This is a genomic window from Microbacterium trichothecenolyticum, assembly GCF_041938625.1.
Taxonomy (GTDB): domain Bacteria; phylum Actinomycetota; class Actinomycetes; order Actinomycetales; family Microbacteriaceae; genus Microbacterium; species Microbacterium trichothecenolyticum_D.
Map to the genome: position 1 here is coordinate 2,672,906 of NZ_CP169427.1, position 14,528 is coordinate 2,687,433.

The window sequence follows — 14,528 nt, forward strand, 5'->3', positions numbered from 1 at the left end:
TCTGAGCCCATGGCGGGCGACGAGCAGCTGGTGCGCATCAGCGGCCGACGCCTGCGCATCACGAACCTCGAGAAGGTGCTCTACCCCGAGACGGGCACCACCAAGGGCGAGGTCATCGACTACTACTCGCGCATCGCCGACGTGCTGATCCCCCATGTGGTCGGGCGTCCGGTCACCCGCAAGCGCTGGCCCGACGGTGTCGGCACGGAGGACGACCCTGGCATGGTCTTCTTCGCGAAGGACCTCGAGCGGGGGGCGCCTTCGTGGGTGCGGCGGATGCCGATCCCCCATTCCACCGGAACCAAGGAGTATCCCCTCGTCGGCGACGTGCCGACGCTCGTCTATCTCGCGCAGGTCGCGAGCCTCGAACTGCACGTGCCGCAGTGGCGCTTCGACGCGCGAGGCGGGCGCGGCCCCGCCGACCGGCTGGTGCTCGATCTCGACCCGGGTCCGGGTGCGGGCCTCGCCGAGTGCGCGGTGGTGGCCGGCTGGGCGCGCGAGATCCTGCTCGACATGGGACTGGAGCCCTACCCGGTCACCAGCGGCAGCAAAGGGATCCACCTCTACGCGGCGCTGCCGCCGGCGCAGTCGACCGAGCAGGCGTCGGCGCTCGCGAACGAGCTCGCGCGCGCGATCGAGGCCGACCACAAGGATCTCGTGGTCAGCAGCATGAAGAAGGCCGAGCGACACGGCAAGGTGCTCATCGACTGGAGCCAGAACAACGGAGCGAAGACGACGATCGCGCCCTACTCGTTGCGCGGTCGTCCACATCCGACGGTCGCCGCGCCGCGCACGTGGGACGAGCTCGACGATCCGGCGCTGCGCCACCTCGAGTTCACCGAGGTGCTCGACCGCGTCGAGACCATGGGCGATCCGATGGCCGCACTCGGTTTCCACTCAGGCGGTCGAGACGCAGAGTCCGGCCCGCTGTCGGCGTACATCTCCAAGCGCAGCGCCGACCGCACCCCCGAGCCGGTGCCGGCGAACCCCCTGGGCGCCACGCCCCACGGCGAACTGCCCCGGTTCGTGATTCAAGAGCACCATGCGACGGCTCTCCACTGGGACTTCCGCCTCGAGCACGACGGCGTGCTGGTGAGCTGGGCCGTGCCACGGGGCGTTCCCCACTCGTACAAGCGCAACAACCTCGCGATCATGACCGAGGACCATCCCATGGAGTACGCCACCTTCGAGGGCACGATCCCCGCGGGCGAGTACGGCGGCGGCACCGTGACCATCTGGGACGACGGCCGCTACGAGCTGGAGAAGTGGCGCGACGACGAGGTCATCGCGACGCTCGAGGGCCGGCCCGGCGGGCCGCTCGGGCGCGTGCGCCTTGCACTCATCCGCACGGCTGGCGAGGGCGAGAAATCCAGCTGGCTCCTGCATCGCATGAAAACGGATGCTGCGGGCCGCCCGCAGCCGGAAGGCATGGTCGTCGAGCCCACCCCGCAGGCCGATGAGCCCCGCGGAGCAGGCGCCCGAGGCGGACGAGGTCGGCGCGGAGCGCGCGACGGGGCTGAGGAGCCGCATCCGAATTCTCTCGAAGCAGGAGATCTGGCAGAGACAGGAGTTTCCGAGCCAGAGCATCCTGCCTCCGTCAGATCTCCTGTTTTCGAGAGGGCCGCGGCGCCGGCGGCGCACTCCCTGCCGAGCCTCGAGGCGCTGCGGCCGATGCTGGCGACCTCGGCCGACCCGGCGCGCGCCCGCCGGGACGCGCGGCGCTGGGGCGAGCCGGCGTGGGTCGAGATGAAGTGGGACGGAATCCGCGCGGTCGGCGCGTGGGACGGTGAGCGCCTGCGCCTCTTCGCCCGCAGCGGCAACGAGATCACGCATCGCTACCCCGAGCTGACCGCGGTCGACGCGGGGCTCGGCGCACAGTCCTGCGTCGTCGACGGCGAGCTCGTGGCGCTCGAGCCCGACGGCCGGCCCAGCTTCCCGCTCCTGCAGACGCGGATGAACCTCGAGCACGCCGGCGACATCGCCCGCGTGGCGCGGCGGACGCCCGTGCGCTACTACCTGTTCGACGCGCTCTCCCGCGACGGCGACGACCTCACCGGCCTGCCCCTGAGTGAACGCCGTGATGTGCTGGAAGCGGTGGCCGCAGCATCCGTCGATGCGATCACCGTGCCGCCGGTCTTCGACGATGTCGATGCGGCGCTCGACACGAGCGTGCAGCTGCGACTGGAAGGGATCGTGGTCAAGGATCCCGCCTCGCGCTACCTGCGAGGCACACGGTCGGAGTCCTGGCTCAAGGTGAAGAACACGCGCACCCAGGAGGTCGTGATCGCGGGCATCCGCCCCGGCAAGGGCGGGCGCAGCAGCACCTTCGGCTCGCTCCTGCTCGGCATCCCCGGAAACGGGGGGCTGCTGTACGCCGGCCGCGTGGGCAGCGGCTTCAGCGACTCCATGCTCGCCGCGCTGCTGAAGAAGCTGACGCCCCTGCGCACCGACGAGAACCCCCTGGTCGGTGTGCCGGCGCTCGACGCGCGCGACGCGCTCTGGGTTCGGCCGGAGCTCGTCGGCGAGGTCGAGTACGGCGAGTTCACGCCGGGCGGCATCCTGCGCCACCCCCGCTGGCGAGGGCTGCGCCCCGACAAGTCCCCGGCCGAGGTGCGTCGGGAAGACTGACGCCGCGCTAGGCGTGGGCTTCGTGCTCGACGTGTCCGGCGGGCTCGAGCTGAAACGTGGAGTGCTCCACGTCGAAGTGCTCCGACAGGCAGGTCTGCAGGGTGCTCAGGATGCCCGCCGCCCGGCCGTTTGCGAGCGCCGCGCCGTCGACCACGACGTGCGCGGTGAATACCGGCGCACCGCGCGTGAGCTGCCACACGTGCACGTCGTGCACGTCGACGACCCCGGGCGTCGTGAGGATGTGCTCGCGGATCTCCTTCACGTGCGTGCCCTGGGGTGCCGACTCCGCCAGCACCGACACGACCTCGCGCAGCAGGCCGACCGCCCGCGGGATGATCATCGCCGCGATGAACAGCGACGCGATCGCGTCCGCCTGGTACCACCCCGTGGTGACGATCACGATCGCGGCCACGATCACCGCCGCTGAGCCGATGAGATCGCCCAGCACCTCGAGATAGGCGCCGCGCACGTTGATGCTGTGGCGCTGCGCTGAACTCAGCAGCCACATCGCGACGCCGTTGGCCACGAGTCCGACGATCGCGACGACGAGCATGAGCCCGCCCGCGACTTCGGTCTCTCCCGGATTCAGCAGGCGCGAGATGCCTTCGACCGCCACCCATGCCGACAGCGCGATGAGGATGACGCCGTTGATCAACGCACCGAAGACCTCGGCCCGCTGATACCCGAAGGTGCGGCGGTCGTTCGCGGGCCTGGCCGCGACGGTGCTCGCGATGAGGGCGATCACGAGGGCCGCGGCATCCGTGAACATATGCGCCGCGTCGGCGAGCAGCGCGAGGGATCCCGACAGCACCGCGCCGGCGATCTGCACCACCATGACGGTGGAGGTGATCGCGAGCGAGATGGCGAGCAGCCGGCGGTTGCCGGCGCCTCGGATCCCGGTCGGCGCGTGGTCGTGCATGAGCCCAGGCTAAGCCCGGCACCGCGCTCGGAAGAGCCTCTTCGCCCAGTCGGGAATGAGTGTGATTCTCACTGTCGGCTGGTGGTGACGAGCCTCCGTCGGCTCGGGCTGATAGCGTCGCGCCGTGAAGGACCGTGCCGTTGGCAGCGATCGCCCCTGGCGCCGCCCCGGCGCGTTCGCCTACGCCCGCCAGCGCGTGGCGCGGGCGGTGCGTCCGCCGGTCGTCGTCGCGCCGATCGGCGCCGACGTGCAGATCCGGCGCGATGTCGAAGTCGCGATGCGCGACGGCACACTCCTGCGGGCGAACGTGTACCTGCCGGTGGCAGGCACCGTGCCGGCGATCCTCTGCGCGCACCCGTACGGCAAAGACGCGCTTCCGCGGCGCGCGGGCCGCGGATACCGGATCAATCCCCAGTTCCGCATCCTGCGCCAGACCGCGGCCGTGCACATCTCGGATGAGACCAGCTGGGAGGCACCGGATCCGGCGTGGTGGGTGCCGCAGGGGTACGCCGTGGTCAACCTCGACCTGCGCGGTGCCGGCCGTTCGGACGGCGAGGGTTCGCTGATGAGCGACGCCGAGGCGGAGGACGTCTACGACGCGATCGAGTGGATCGCCGCCCAGGAATGGTGCGACGGCGGGGTCGCGATGCTCGGGGTGTCGTACCTGGCGATCTCGCAGTACAAGGCCGCCGCGCTGCGCCCGCCGCATCTGCGTGCGATCGTTCCGTGGGAGGGCTTCACCGACGCGTATCGCGACTTCTTCTATCCCGGCGGGGTTCGCGAGATCGGATTCTCGCGGCTGTGGACGGCCCTCGTCCGCCGAGGTGCGCGAATGTCGCCGGATCTGGGCAGACAGGCGGCGGCGCGTCAGGACGACGATGCGTGGTGGCGCTCGCTGGCGCCGGACCTGGGAGGGATCGAGACGCCGATGCTCGTCTGCGGCAGCTTCTCCGACGCCAACCTCCACTCACGCGGCAGCTTCCGCGCCTTCGCCCTGGCCGGGTCGCCCGACCGTCACCTCTACACCCACCGCACCGGCAAATGGGCGGCGTTCTACGGCGAAGAGGCCAGGGCGGTGCAGTGCGCCTTCCTCGACACGCACCTGAAGGATGCCCCCGTCGCGCTGCCCCGAGTGCGGTTGGAGGTGCGTGAGCGCGGCGACCTCGTGCACGCCGTCCGGGATGAGGAGCGCTGGCCGCCCGCGGCGCGGCCGCTGCGGCTCCACCTCGCCGGCGCAGGTCGCCTGTCGCCGTCGCCGGCGGTGGCCGCCGGTTCCGTCCGGGTGGCAGGAAGACGTCGTGCCGCGCGGTTCTCGTGGGTGTTCACGGACGACACGGAGGTCACCGGCGAGGCGCGCGTGCGGCTGCGGGTGAGCGCCGCGGTCGCCGGCCCGGTCTCGATCTTCGTCGGCCTCTCGAAATGGAGTGGCGGGCGCTTCGTCCCGTTCGAGGGCTCGTACGGGTTCGGTCGCGATCTCGTCACGACGGGGCTTCGCCGGCTCGACGCGCGCACCACCGCCACGGAGGTCGAGATCGACTTCGCCCCGTCGGCGACGTTCTTCCGCGCCGGCGACGAACTGCGGCTCCATGTCGCCGGCCGCCAGCTCTCCCCCCGGAACCCGCTGACCGGCGCGTTCCCCGCGCTCTACCGCTCCAGCGGGCGGGCCGGCTTCTCGCTGCATTCCGACCCCACCGGTCCACAGGTGCTGGAACTGCCCGTCGTGGAACGGCGCTGAGCCCCCGCGTCAGAGGTCGGCGAGAAGCGTCGCGAGCGCGACGAACGCACGCGAGCGATGGGATGCCGCGTTCTTCTCGTCCGCCGTCCACTCGCCGACCGTCCGCTCGGCGCCGGTCACCTGCCCGTCGGGCACGAAGATCGGGTCGTAGCCGAAGCCGCCGGCGCCCGAGGGGACCGTCGCGAGCCGCCCGGGCCAGATCCCCTCCACCACGTGCTCGACGTTCTCCCCCTCGGCCACCGGCACCACGAGCGCGATCGTCGAGACGAACTGCGCGGTGCGGTGCGGGTCGCCGATGTCGGAGAGCTGGTCGAGCAGCAGGTTCAGGTTGGCCGAGGCATCCTTCGCGTGTCCGGCCCAGTAAGCCGAGAAGACACCGGGCGACCCGCCGAGCACGTCGACGCAGACGCCGGAATCGTCGGCGAGGGCGGGCAGCCCGGTGTGCTCAGCGGCGGCGCGCGCCTTGATGAGCGCGTTCTCTGCGAACGTGACGCCGTCCTCGATCGGCTCGGGCCCGTCGTACCCGACGACCTCGAAGTCGGGGCGCGTCGCGGCGACGATCGCCTGGAACTCCTCGACCTTGTGCGGGTTGTGGGTCGCGAGGACGATCTGGGGCATCCGTCACTCCCCCGCGGGCTGCAGGGCCGCGAGCTGGTGCGTGCGCAGGTCGGCGCAGCCGTTCACGCCGAGCTCGAGGAGGGCGTCGAGCTCGCGCTTGTCGAACGGCGCTCCTTCGGCGGTGCCCTGCACTTCCACGAACAGGCCGCGTCCGGTGACGACGACGTTCATGTCGGTCTCGGCGCGCACGTCCTCGACGTACGCGAGGTCGAGCATGGGCTCGCCGTCGATGATGCCGACCGAGACGGCCGCCACCGAGTCGAACAGCACCTGTGACTTCTGGCCGATGAACTTCTTGCCGCGGCCCCACTCGATCGCGTCCGCGAGCGCGACGTAGGCGCCGGTGATCGCCGCGGTGCGCGTGCCGCCGTCGGCCTGCAGCACGTCGCAGTCGATCACGATGGTGTTCTCGCCCAGCGCTTTGGTGTCGACGACGGCGCGGAGCGCCCGGCCGATGAGGCGCGAGATCTCATGCGTGCGGCCGCCGATCTTGCCCTTGACGCTCTCGCGGTCGTTGCGCTCGTTTGTGGCGCGCGGCAGCATCGCGTACTCGGCGGTGATCCACCCCTTGCCCTTGCCGGTCAGCCAGCGCGGCACGCCGTTCGTGAACGACGCCGTGCACAGCACCTTCGTGTTCCCGAAGGAGATGAGGGCGGACCCCTCGGCCTGACTCGACCAGCCCCGCTCGATCGTGATGGGCCGCAGCTGGTCGACGGAACGGCCGTCGGCACGGGTGATGTCGGTCATTCGGTTCTCCTCCGGAGGGGGACGGATGCCTCAGCCGAGGCGCCGGGCAGGGTTCGAGGCGGTGGGCAGATCGATGGCGCCGGTCTGCACGAGGCGCACGGAGGTGACCTCGCGGCCCATGAGCCGGTGCGCGAGACGCAGGAACTCGTCGGCGGAGGCGCCGGTGGCCTCGTAGACATGGCGGGGCTCGGCATCCGGCCCCGCGAGCAGATCGCGCGAGACCAGCTGACGGTAGACGTCCTTCGCGGTCTCGGTGTCGCTGGACACGAGACTGACGTCGGGCCCCATGACGTAGCTGATCGCACCCTCGAGGAACGGATAGTGCGTACAGCCGAGTACGAGCGTGTCGACCTCGGCGGCGCGCAGCGGCGCGAGGTACTCCTCCGCGACCGCGAGCACTTCGGGCGAGCCGGTCACTCCGGCCTCGACGAACTCGACGAAGCGCGGGCAGGCCTGTGCGAAGACGGTGAGACGCTCGTTGACCCCGAGCATGTCCTGGTACGCACCGGAGCCGATGGTGCCGGCCGTGCCGATGACGCCGACGCGCCCGTTGCGCGTCGTCGACATCGCCGTGCGCACCGCGGGGTTGATGACCTCGACCACCGGGACGTCGTAGCGCTCGCGTGCGTCGCGCAGCATCGCCGAGGACGCCGTGTTGCACGCGATCACGAGCATCTTCACACCCTGGGCCACGAGATCGTCGAGCACCTCGAGCGCGTAGCGGCGGACGTCGGCGATCGGCTTGGGCCCGTACGGCGAGCGCGCGGTGTCGCCGATGTAGAGGATGGACTCGCGCGGCAGCAGCGCCGAGACGGCCCGCGCGACGGTGAGCCCGCCGACCCCGGAGTCGAAGATTCCGATCGGCGCGTCGTTCACGAGAATCCACCCTACGCCAGCGGGTCGCCAGGGGCGCGGCGAACCCACCGGCGCGCAGAGCGAGCCGTCGAGGAGAACCCCCGCGTCCGGAAAGCTAGGCTGACCCGCATGGCCGCCTCGACCGCCCTGCTGACGGACCGCTACGAACTCACGATGGTCGACGCCGCGCTCCGCGACGGCACCGCCCACCGCCGATGCGTGTTCGAGCTGTTCGGCCGGCGCCTCCCCGGCGCGCGTCGGTTCGGCGTCGTGGGGGGAACCGGCCGGCTGCTGTCGCTGATCCGCGACTTCCGCTTCGCCGATGAGGAGCTGCGATTCCTCCGCGACGAGAAGGTGGTGGATGCTGCGACCCTCGACTTCCTGGAGGGTTACAAGTTCACCGGCTCGGTGACCGGCTACCGCGAGGGGGAGCTGTACTTCCCGGGCTCCCCCATCCTCACCGTCGAGGGGACGTTCGCCGAAGCGGTCGTGCTCGAGACTCTCGCGCTGAGCGTGCTCAACCATGACTCCGCCATCGCGACCGCCGCCGCCCGCATGAGCATCGCCGCCGGAGACCGTCCGCTCGCGGAGATGGGCTCGCGGCGGGCGGGTGAGTCGTCCGCCGTCGCGGCGGCGCGCGCCGCGTACATCACCGGGTTCAGCGCCACGTCGAACCTGGAAGCCGGCCGTCGCTGGGGCATCCCGACGATGGGGACCGCCGCGCACGCGTGGACGCTGCTGCACGACACCGAGGAAGACGCGTTCCGCGCGCAGATCGAGGCCCTCGGCATCGAGACGACTCTGCTCGTGGACACCTATGACATCCGTCAGGGCGTGGAGACGGCGATCCGTGTGGCCGGAACCGGGCTCGGCGGGGTCCGCATCGACTCCGGAGACCTGCCGACGGTGGCGGCTGAGGTGCGTGCCCAACTCGACGAGCTGGGCGCCACAGGCACGCGCATCACCGTGACGAGCGACCTCGATGAGTATGCGATCGCCGCGCTCGCGGCATCCCCCGTCGACGCGTACGGCGTGGGCACGTCCGTGGTCACGGGGTCCGGCACACCGACCGCCGGCATGGTGTACAAGCTCGTGGCCCGACAGGATTCGGACGGCGGCTGGGTCGGCGTGGCGAAGGCGTCGACAGACAAGGCGTCGAAGGGCGGCCGCAAGGCGGCCTTCCGCACACTCGACGCGGGCACCGCGATGAGCGAGCTCATCGTCGTGTCGGACGGCTTCGAGGCCTTGGAGTCCGCGTCGGCGCACCCCGACTCCCGCGCATTGCAGGTGCCGCTGGTCATCGACGGCGAACCGGATGCCGCGCATGAAGGACCCGAGGGGGTCGAAGCCGCGCGGGCCCACCACGGGCGCGTGCGCGAGGAGCTTCCGGTGCGCGCACTCGCGCTCAGCCGCTCCGACCCGGCGATCCCGACCGTCTACACCGACGCCGAGTGATCAGCCCTGGAGCGATTCGTAGATCTCTTTGCAGGTGGGGCACACGGGGAACTTCTCCGGGTCGCGGCCGGGCGTCCACTTCTTGCCGCACAGCGCGCGCACCGGCTTGCCGGTGATGGCGGACTCGAGGATCTTGTCCTTCTTCACGTAATGGGAGAAGCGCTCGTGGTCACCCGGCTCGATGTTCTCTTCTTTGAGGAGCTCTTCGAGCTCGCGATCGAGGGTCGCGATGCCGCCCTGGTCGGGGCTGTCCAGCGGGGTGCTCATGGTCTGCCAGTGTAGTCGGGGCGCGCCGGCATGGGGTCGGCCGGCCGGAGTCAGGTGGACTCGGCGAACTCCATGAGACGACCGCCGCGACGCTCGAAGGCGATGGCTCCGATGCCGACCCCGACGACGAGCACGCCGAGCCCGATCGCGAGGCCGCCCCACAGCGCGGTGTTCGCAGCATCCGTGTCTCCCTGCAGGGCGAGCCAGCCGCACCACAGCACCGGCGCCGACACCACGAGCGCGCCGGCCATGACGCTGCCCTGTGCGATCGCGCCGCTCGCGCTGGTGCGCTGCGGCTGCTGGAACGGGCTCTCGCCCGGGCGCGAGACCGCGTAGGGTGCGACCGCCGACGAGATGCTGGAGAGCCCGAGGCCCGAGAGGAACAGCGCAGCGCACACGCCGGTGAGCGCCGGCAGCACCGCCCAGCGCCCGTGGAGCAGGGTCGCCACGGGGATCGCGAGGGCGAGGAGCGGCACGCCCACCAGCAGTACCGGCACGAGCCGGCCGAGCCGGTCGGAGACGCCGCGCACGCCGCTGGCGATGTGCATCCAGACAGCCGTGGAGTCGTAGGCGAGGTCGTCGTGCGGCAGCCAGCCGAGGAAGAGCGCCGCGAACGGCACGGGCACGAGCGCGACGAGCTCCGGCGGAACCCCCGCGATGAGGAGGGGCACTACCGTGATCGCGGCGGCGAAGGGGATCACGAGGCCGTTCACCACGTAGCGCCGGTCGCCGAACCAGTAGACGAGGCTGCGCGCCGCGATCGCCCCGCCGGGTGTGCCGGGCGCGACGCCGAACCAGCCCAGGCCGCCGCGCTCACGGCCGGTTCCCGGACGCTCGGTCGTGGTGAGCAGTCGTTTCACGGTCCACGCCCAGAGCATGCCCAGCACGACCACGGTGCCGATCGCGACCAGCGCCGCGAGCCACGCGTCGCCGCCCGTGACCACCATGCCGGGCAGCGCCCACGCGGCTCCGAACGGGGTGAGCGCGAGCCAGTCCACGGCCTCGAGCAGCTGAGGGGGCACGCTCCCCTCCCACTCCAGCGAGGCGAGGAAGACGCCGACCGGGACCACGACCACGAGCACCACGAGAACGAACACGCCGGAGAGCTCGCGCGAGCGCCGCTCGCGCAGGAACAGCGAGGCCACGGCCGTGCATACGCGCGCCAGCAGGACGCACGTCAGCACCCCGAGCACGACGCTCGCGATCCCCACGATCACCGGCACGCCATGGGCCTCCCAGACGATCGCCGAGCACACCGCGACGGCGAGCAGCACGAGGATCGGCACGCTGAGGAAGCCCGCGACCGCGAGCACGAGGGCGAGCCTGCCCCTCGGAAGACCGAAGAGGGCGAAGCGCCGCGGATCCAGGGGATCTTCGACGGAGCCGAACAGCGGCGCGAGCGCGAAGCCGAGGGTCACGGCGGATCCGCCCAGCACGGTGACCGCGAGAGCTTCCTCGGTGGAGGCGTCCCGCAGCGTCAGCAGCGCCCAGCAGGCCGCCGCGGTGGCGGCGACGAGGATCACGAGGCCGCTGACCACGCGCGCGACGTGTCCCGAGTGACCACGGAAGGTGCCGAGCAGCAGCGCGAGCCTCAGTCGGAGAATGTGTGCAGCCACTCGAGGCCCTCCACGTCGCTGAGCCCTCCGGCCAGTTCGACGAAGCGCTGCTCGAGCGTCAGCTCGCCGCGCACCTCGTCGACGGTGCCCTCCGCGAGCACCTGGCCGGCCACGATGACCGCGACGCGCGTGCAGACGCGCTCGACCAGGTCCATACCGTGGCTGGAGAGGATCACCGTGCCGCCGTGCGCGACATAGGTGGAGAGGATGTCGAGGATGATCGCGCTCGAGACGGGATCGACCGCTTCGAACGGCTCGTCGAGCACAAGAAGTCGCGGTGAGTGGATGAGCGCTCCCGCGAGCATGACCTTCTTGAGCATGCCCGCCGAGTAGTCCGAGACGCTGCGGCCCAGCGCGTCCTCGAGATCGAACGCGCGCGCGAGGTCGGCGGTGCGGCTCTCGACGATCGCGGGCGGGAGCTTGCGCAGCACACCGTAGTAATAGAGGAGCTGACGGCCCGTGAGACGGTCGAACGTGCGAAGCCGATCGGGCAGGACGCCCATGAGCTTCTTGGCCGCGAGCGGCTTGGCGGCAGCATCCACTCCTCCGACATGGATGGTGCCGCGATCCGGCTCGAGCAGCCCCGCGATCATCGAGAGCGTGGTCGTCTTGCCGGCGCCGTTCGGGCCGACGAGGCCGTAGAACGTGCCGGCCGGGATCGTGAGGTCGATGCCGTCGACGGCGTGCGTGCTCCCGAAGCGTTTGGTGACACCGCGCAGCACGAGGGCGTTGCCTGATCCGGCGACCGCCGATGCGGCGGCATCCGGGGAGACGGCCGCGGCCAGAGCCTCGGGGTCGAGGGTCGTCGCAGGCTCCAGGGCGGAGCAAGGCACGGGCACGGGTTCGGCGGACGCAGCGGAGGGCGCGACCGCGGGCGTGGGCTCGACCACCTCCGCGGGCTCGGCCACGGGCGCGGACTCGACCACGGGCTCAGCATCGACCACCGCCACGGTTTCGGCAAGAGTCGCGTTCTCGGCGCCGAAATCGGGCTCGCTGAGCAGCTCAGGCTCGGGAGCGGGTTCGGGCTCGATCTCAGGCTCCGGCTCGATCGCCGGCTCGGCTGCGACCACGGCGTCGGAATCGGCCGCGGCCAGGGGCGCGACCGCGGCGTCGAGGGTCGCCGCCTCGTCGTCGGCGGGCGCAGAGTCTTCGATCGGAGTCGGCTCCGCAGCATCCGTCGGCGCGGCGTCGTCGGAGCCGGGAAGCGGCGGGCGCGGCGGCACGACGATGCGCGCGGCGGCACTGGCCGCGAGTTCGAGATCGCTCGGGAGCGGAGGCGGAGGCCCCGGATCCGGGACGGGCGCCGACGTCGCCTTGGATGCGGCCGGCGTACGTTTCTTGCGCGGCGTGCGGCGGGGCTTCTCGGGAGCCGGTGAGACCGTGTCGGCGAGGCGTACGACGCGCGCGCTGGAGTGACGGTCCGGCTCTTCCGGATCGATGTCATTCGGCACCGGGAGGGAGGCTGTCACTTAACCAACGTATCAAGTGGGCCTGATGGCGAGGCGGTTCGTCTCGCCGCGTCGCGGCATTCACGTTATGTCACAACTCTGCAACGGGAGCCGCTCATTATGCGCCTTCCCAGGCCTCATCGCTACCATGGTCGAGGCACGAAGGGGTGTCCCGCCGGTGAACCGGCAGTGAATCACGCACTTCAGGAGCAGATTTTGACCCTTCAGACCGTCATCCTCGCAGCCGGAATGGGCTCGCGTCTCGGCCGCAGCCTGCCCAAGCCCCTCACGGAGCTCGGCGACGGCCGCAGCATCATGCAGCAGCAGCACGACAACATCCGTGCCGCCTTCGGCCGCGAGGCCAAGATCACCACTGTCGTCGGCTACCGTGCCGAGACCATCGTCGAGGCCTTCCCCGACGTCGACTACGTCTACAACGACCGTTATGACCAGACCAACACCTCCAAGAGCCTGCTGCGCGCCCTGTCGAAGACGGGCAAGGGCGGCGTCCTCTGGATGAACGGCGATGTCGTCTTCGACCCGCGTGTGCTCGGCCGCGCCATCGAGCTCATCGAGCGCGACCAGTCGTTCGTCACCGTCAACACGTCCAAGGTGAGCGATGAAGAGGTCAAGTACACGGTGACCTCGGAGGGCTTCATCGACGAGCTCTCGAAGACCGTCAAGGGCGGCATCGGCGAGGCCGTGGGCATCAACTACATCTCGAGCCGCGACAAGAAGGCGTTCATGCGCCACCTGACGCGCGTCGACGACCAGGACTACTTCGAGCGCGGCCTCGAGCTCGCGATCGCCGAGGACGGCGTCCTGCTCGAGCCGCTCGACATCTCGGACCTGTACGCCGTCGAGGTGGACTTCGCCGAGGACCTCGAGCGCGCCAACCTCTTCGTCTGACCGATCACGCCGACGCTGTCAACCCCGAGCCTGTGCTCAGACTCGGGCGCATAGACTCGGCGCGATGACCGACAAGGTTCACCAGATCCACTCGCTGCCCGGCGACGCGCCATGGCAGGGAGGACTGCCGCCCGCAGGGTCCGACGAGCATCCCTTCACGATCCGTGCGCTCGACCGCGTGCTCGCGATCCAGCGGCCCGTCGTGCTCGCGCATCTGCGCAGCATCCGTCTGCGTCATCCGGACTCCTCCCCCGCCGACATCGTCCGCATCCTGGAACGGCGCTATCTCGCTGCGGTGACCACCGGCGGGGCCGCGGTCGGCGCGACCGCCGTCGTTCCCGGGATCGGAACGGGCGTGACGCTGGCGCTCAGCGGCGTGGAGACGGTGGCATTCCTCGAGGCGACGACGCTCTTCGCACAGTCGGTCACCGAGGTGCACGGCATCCCGGTGTCGGATCCCGACCGAGCACGGGCGCTCGTGCTCACCCTCATGCTCGGCAAGGAAGGCGTCGACCTCGTCGCGCAGCTCGCCGGACAGGCCGCGGGGCGAGGTCCGTCCCGTTCCGGCTACTGGGGCGAGCTGATCACGAAGTCGCTCCCCCGGGCCGCGGTCGGGCCACTCGTGGACCGACTGAAGACGACGTTCATCCGCCAGTTCGCCGCGCGGGGCGGCGCGTCCTGGATCGGCAAGGCCCTGCCGTTCGGCATCGGCGCAGCGATCGGCGGCGCCGGCAACAACATCCTGGGGCGCCGCGTGCTCACCGGCTCCCGACGCGCCTTCGGGGCACCTCCGCTCCTGCTGCCCCCCGAGCTCGAACCGCGCCCGGGCGCCGACCGGATCGAACGGCTCGCCGGACGAAGCATCCGCCGCGCCGGGGAGGCCGTCGTCGGCGGGGTGACCCGCGGGGCGTCCGGTGCGCGCCGCATCACCGCGCGCGTGATCCGGCGAACGCCGGACGCGCTCGAAGCTCCGACAGAGAAGAGCAAGCACTCCTGATGTGGTCCCTTCGGCGCGCGGCGGGGTGACAATGGCGATATGGGTCTGTTCAGCAAGCTTCCCGACGAGCCCGTCGAGTGGGCAGGGCTGCCCTCCGAGCCGACGCGTGCCGAGACGCAGGCGGAGCGATTGACGGATGCCGCAACCGTCGACCTCGGCGGACTCGGCCTGGGCGACCTCGCCGGGGGCGGCGGAGAGGCGGTCGAATCGATCGTCGTCCCAGTAGCCCCGGTCATCGAGATCGTGCAGTCGCAGGAGTTGGGCGAGGACAAGGAGAGCGCGATTCCTCCCGCCTGATTGCAAGCGCTTACAGCGTGTTCTCGACACACGTACG

Annotated in this window: 13 protein-coding genes; 6 read left to right on the forward strand and 7 right to left on the reverse strand. The window is 70.9% G+C overall.

Features of this window, described 5'->3' with window-relative positions; all coding sequences use genetic code 11:
• Positions 1 to 9: 9 nt before the first annotated feature.
• Complete coding sequence (locus ACEYYH_RS12515) at positions 10 to 2,628, forward strand: ATP-dependent DNA ligase (protein ID WP_374974714.1); 2,619 nt, start codon at positions 10 to 12, stop codon at positions 2,626 to 2,628.
• 7 nt (positions 2,629 to 2,635) lie between these two features.
• Here the strand turns inward: ACEYYH_RS12515 and ACEYYH_RS12520 are convergent, their stop codons facing one another.
• Positions 2,636 to 3,547, reverse strand: a complete 912-nt coding sequence (locus tag ACEYYH_RS12520) for a cation diffusion facilitator family transporter (RefSeq protein ID WP_374974715.1) — start codon at positions 3,545 to 3,547, stop codon at positions 2,636 to 2,638.
• Positions 3,548 to 3,671: 124 nt separating this feature from the next.
• Here ACEYYH_RS12520 and ACEYYH_RS12525 point away from each other — a divergent pair, with 124 nt between their 5' ends.
• Positions 3,672 to 5,282 (forward strand): CocE/NonD family hydrolase, encoded by a 1,611-nt coding sequence (locus ACEYYH_RS12525; protein WP_374974716.1) that lies wholly within the window; start codon positions 3,672 to 3,674, stop codon positions 5,280 to 5,282.
• Positions 5,283 to 5,291: 9 nt separating this feature from the next.
• Here ACEYYH_RS12525 and rdgB read toward each other — a convergent pair whose 3' ends face one another.
• From rdgB to murI, 3 genes are read right to left on the reverse strand one after another with little or no spacing between them, the layout of a single operon-like run.
• The gene (gene rdgB, locus ACEYYH_RS12530) at positions 5,292 to 5,900 is read right to left on the reverse strand and encodes an RdgB/HAM1 family non-canonical purine NTP pyrophosphatase (RefSeq protein WP_374974717.1); all 609 of its coding nucleotides are present in this window, start codon (positions 5,898 to 5,900) and stop codon (positions 5,292 to 5,294) included.
• A 3-nt stretch (positions 5,901 to 5,903) separates the two neighbouring features.
• The gene (rph, locus tag ACEYYH_RS12535) at positions 5,904 to 6,647 is read right to left on the reverse strand and encodes a ribonuclease PH (protein WP_116192994.1); all 744 of its coding nucleotides are present in this window, start codon (positions 6,645 to 6,647) and stop codon (positions 5,904 to 5,906) included.
• Between the two features lie 30 nt (positions 6,648 to 6,677).
• On the reverse strand, positions 6,678 to 7,523 hold the full coding sequence (murI, locus tag ACEYYH_RS12540) for a glutamate racemase (RefSeq protein ID WP_116192993.1): 846 nt from the start codon (positions 7,521 to 7,523) through the stop codon (positions 6,678 to 6,680).
• Positions 7,524 to 7,631: 108 nt separating this feature from the next.
• Here murI and ACEYYH_RS12545 point away from each other — a divergent pair, with 108 nt between their 5' ends.
• Complete coding sequence (locus tag ACEYYH_RS12545) at positions 7,632 to 8,957, forward strand: nicotinate phosphoribosyltransferase (protein ID WP_374974718.1); 1,326 nt, start codon at positions 7,632 to 7,634, stop codon at positions 8,955 to 8,957.
• Here the strand turns inward: ACEYYH_RS12545 and ACEYYH_RS12550 are convergent, their stop codons facing one another.
• The 3 genes from ACEYYH_RS12550 to ACEYYH_RS12560 are packed head-to-tail and all read right to left on the reverse strand — an operon-like array spanning position 8,958 to position 12,309.
• A complete protein-coding gene (locus tag ACEYYH_RS12550) occupies positions 8,958 to 9,224 on the reverse strand; it encodes a DUF3039 domain-containing protein (RefSeq protein WP_045296870.1) in 267 nt (88 codons plus the stop codon).
• 50 nt (positions 9,225 to 9,274) lie between these two features.
• The gene (locus tag ACEYYH_RS12555; RefSeq protein WP_374974719.1) at positions 9,275 to 10,840 is read right to left on the reverse strand and encodes a hypothetical protein; all 1,566 of its coding nucleotides are present in this window, start codon (positions 10,838 to 10,840) and stop codon (positions 9,275 to 9,277) included.
• Positions 10,816 to 12,309, reverse strand: coding sequence for an ATP-binding cassette domain-containing protein (locus tag ACEYYH_RS12560; protein ID WP_374974720.1), 1,494 nt, complete (start codon positions 12,307 to 12,309; stop codon positions 10,816 to 10,818). The genes ACEYYH_RS12555 and ACEYYH_RS12560 overlap by 25 nt, the downstream gene beginning before the upstream one ends.
• 195 nt (positions 12,310 to 12,504) lie before the next feature.
• Here ACEYYH_RS12560 and ACEYYH_RS12565 point away from each other — a divergent pair, with 195 nt between their 5' ends.
• The 3 genes from ACEYYH_RS12565 to ACEYYH_RS12575 all read left to right on the forward strand — a co-directional run bounded on the left by ACEYYH_RS12565 (position 12,505) and on the right by ACEYYH_RS12575 (position 14,491).
• Positions 12,505 to 13,197, forward strand: coding sequence for an NTP transferase domain-containing protein (locus ACEYYH_RS12565; RefSeq protein ID WP_374974721.1), 693 nt, complete (start codon positions 12,505 to 12,507; stop codon positions 13,195 to 13,197).
• A 64-nt stretch (positions 13,198 to 13,261) separates the two neighbouring features.
• Complete coding sequence (locus ACEYYH_RS12570; protein ID WP_374974722.1) at positions 13,262 to 14,194, forward strand: hypothetical protein; 933 nt, start codon at positions 13,262 to 13,264, stop codon at positions 14,192 to 14,194.
• A 39-nt stretch (positions 14,195 to 14,233) separates the two neighbouring features.
• Entirely contained in the window at positions 14,234 to 14,491 is a 258-nt protein-coding gene (locus tag ACEYYH_RS12575; RefSeq protein WP_374974723.1) for a hypothetical protein, read from the forward strand.
• Positions 14,492 to 14,528 lie beyond the last annotated feature (37 nt).

Bases quoted from the DNA above. Each gene is read 5' to 3' on its own strand.
- rdgB (WP_374974717.1), bottom strand. From the start codon at position 5,900: ATGCCCCAGATCGTCCTCGCGACCCACAACCCGCACAAGGTCGAGGAG.
- ACEYYH_RS12545 (WP_374974718.1), top strand. From the start codon at position 7,632: ATGGCCGCCTCGACCGCCCTGCTGACGGACCGCTACGAACTCACGATG.
- ACEYYH_RS12570 (WP_374974722.1), top strand. From the start codon at position 13,262: ATGACCGACAAGGTTCACCAGATCCACTCGCTGCCCGGCGACGCGCCA.
- ACEYYH_RS12515 (WP_374974714.1), top strand. From the start codon at position 10: ATGGCGGGCGACGAGCAGCTGGTGCGCATCAGCGGCCGACGCCTGCGC.
- ACEYYH_RS12520 (WP_374974715.1), bottom strand. From the start codon at position 3,547: ATGCACGACCACGCGCCGACCGGGATCCGAGGCGCCGGCAACCGCCGG.
- rph (WP_116192994.1), bottom strand. From the start codon at position 6,647: ATGACCGACATCACCCGTGCCGACGGCCGTTCCGTCGACCAGCTGCGG.
- ACEYYH_RS12550 (WP_045296870.1), bottom strand. From the start codon at position 9,224: ATGAGCACCCCGCTGGACAGCCCCGACCAGGGCGGCATCGCGACCCTC.
- ACEYYH_RS12575 (WP_374974723.1), top strand. From the start codon at position 14,234: ATGGGTCTGTTCAGCAAGCTTCCCGACGAGCCCGTCGAGTGGGCAGGG.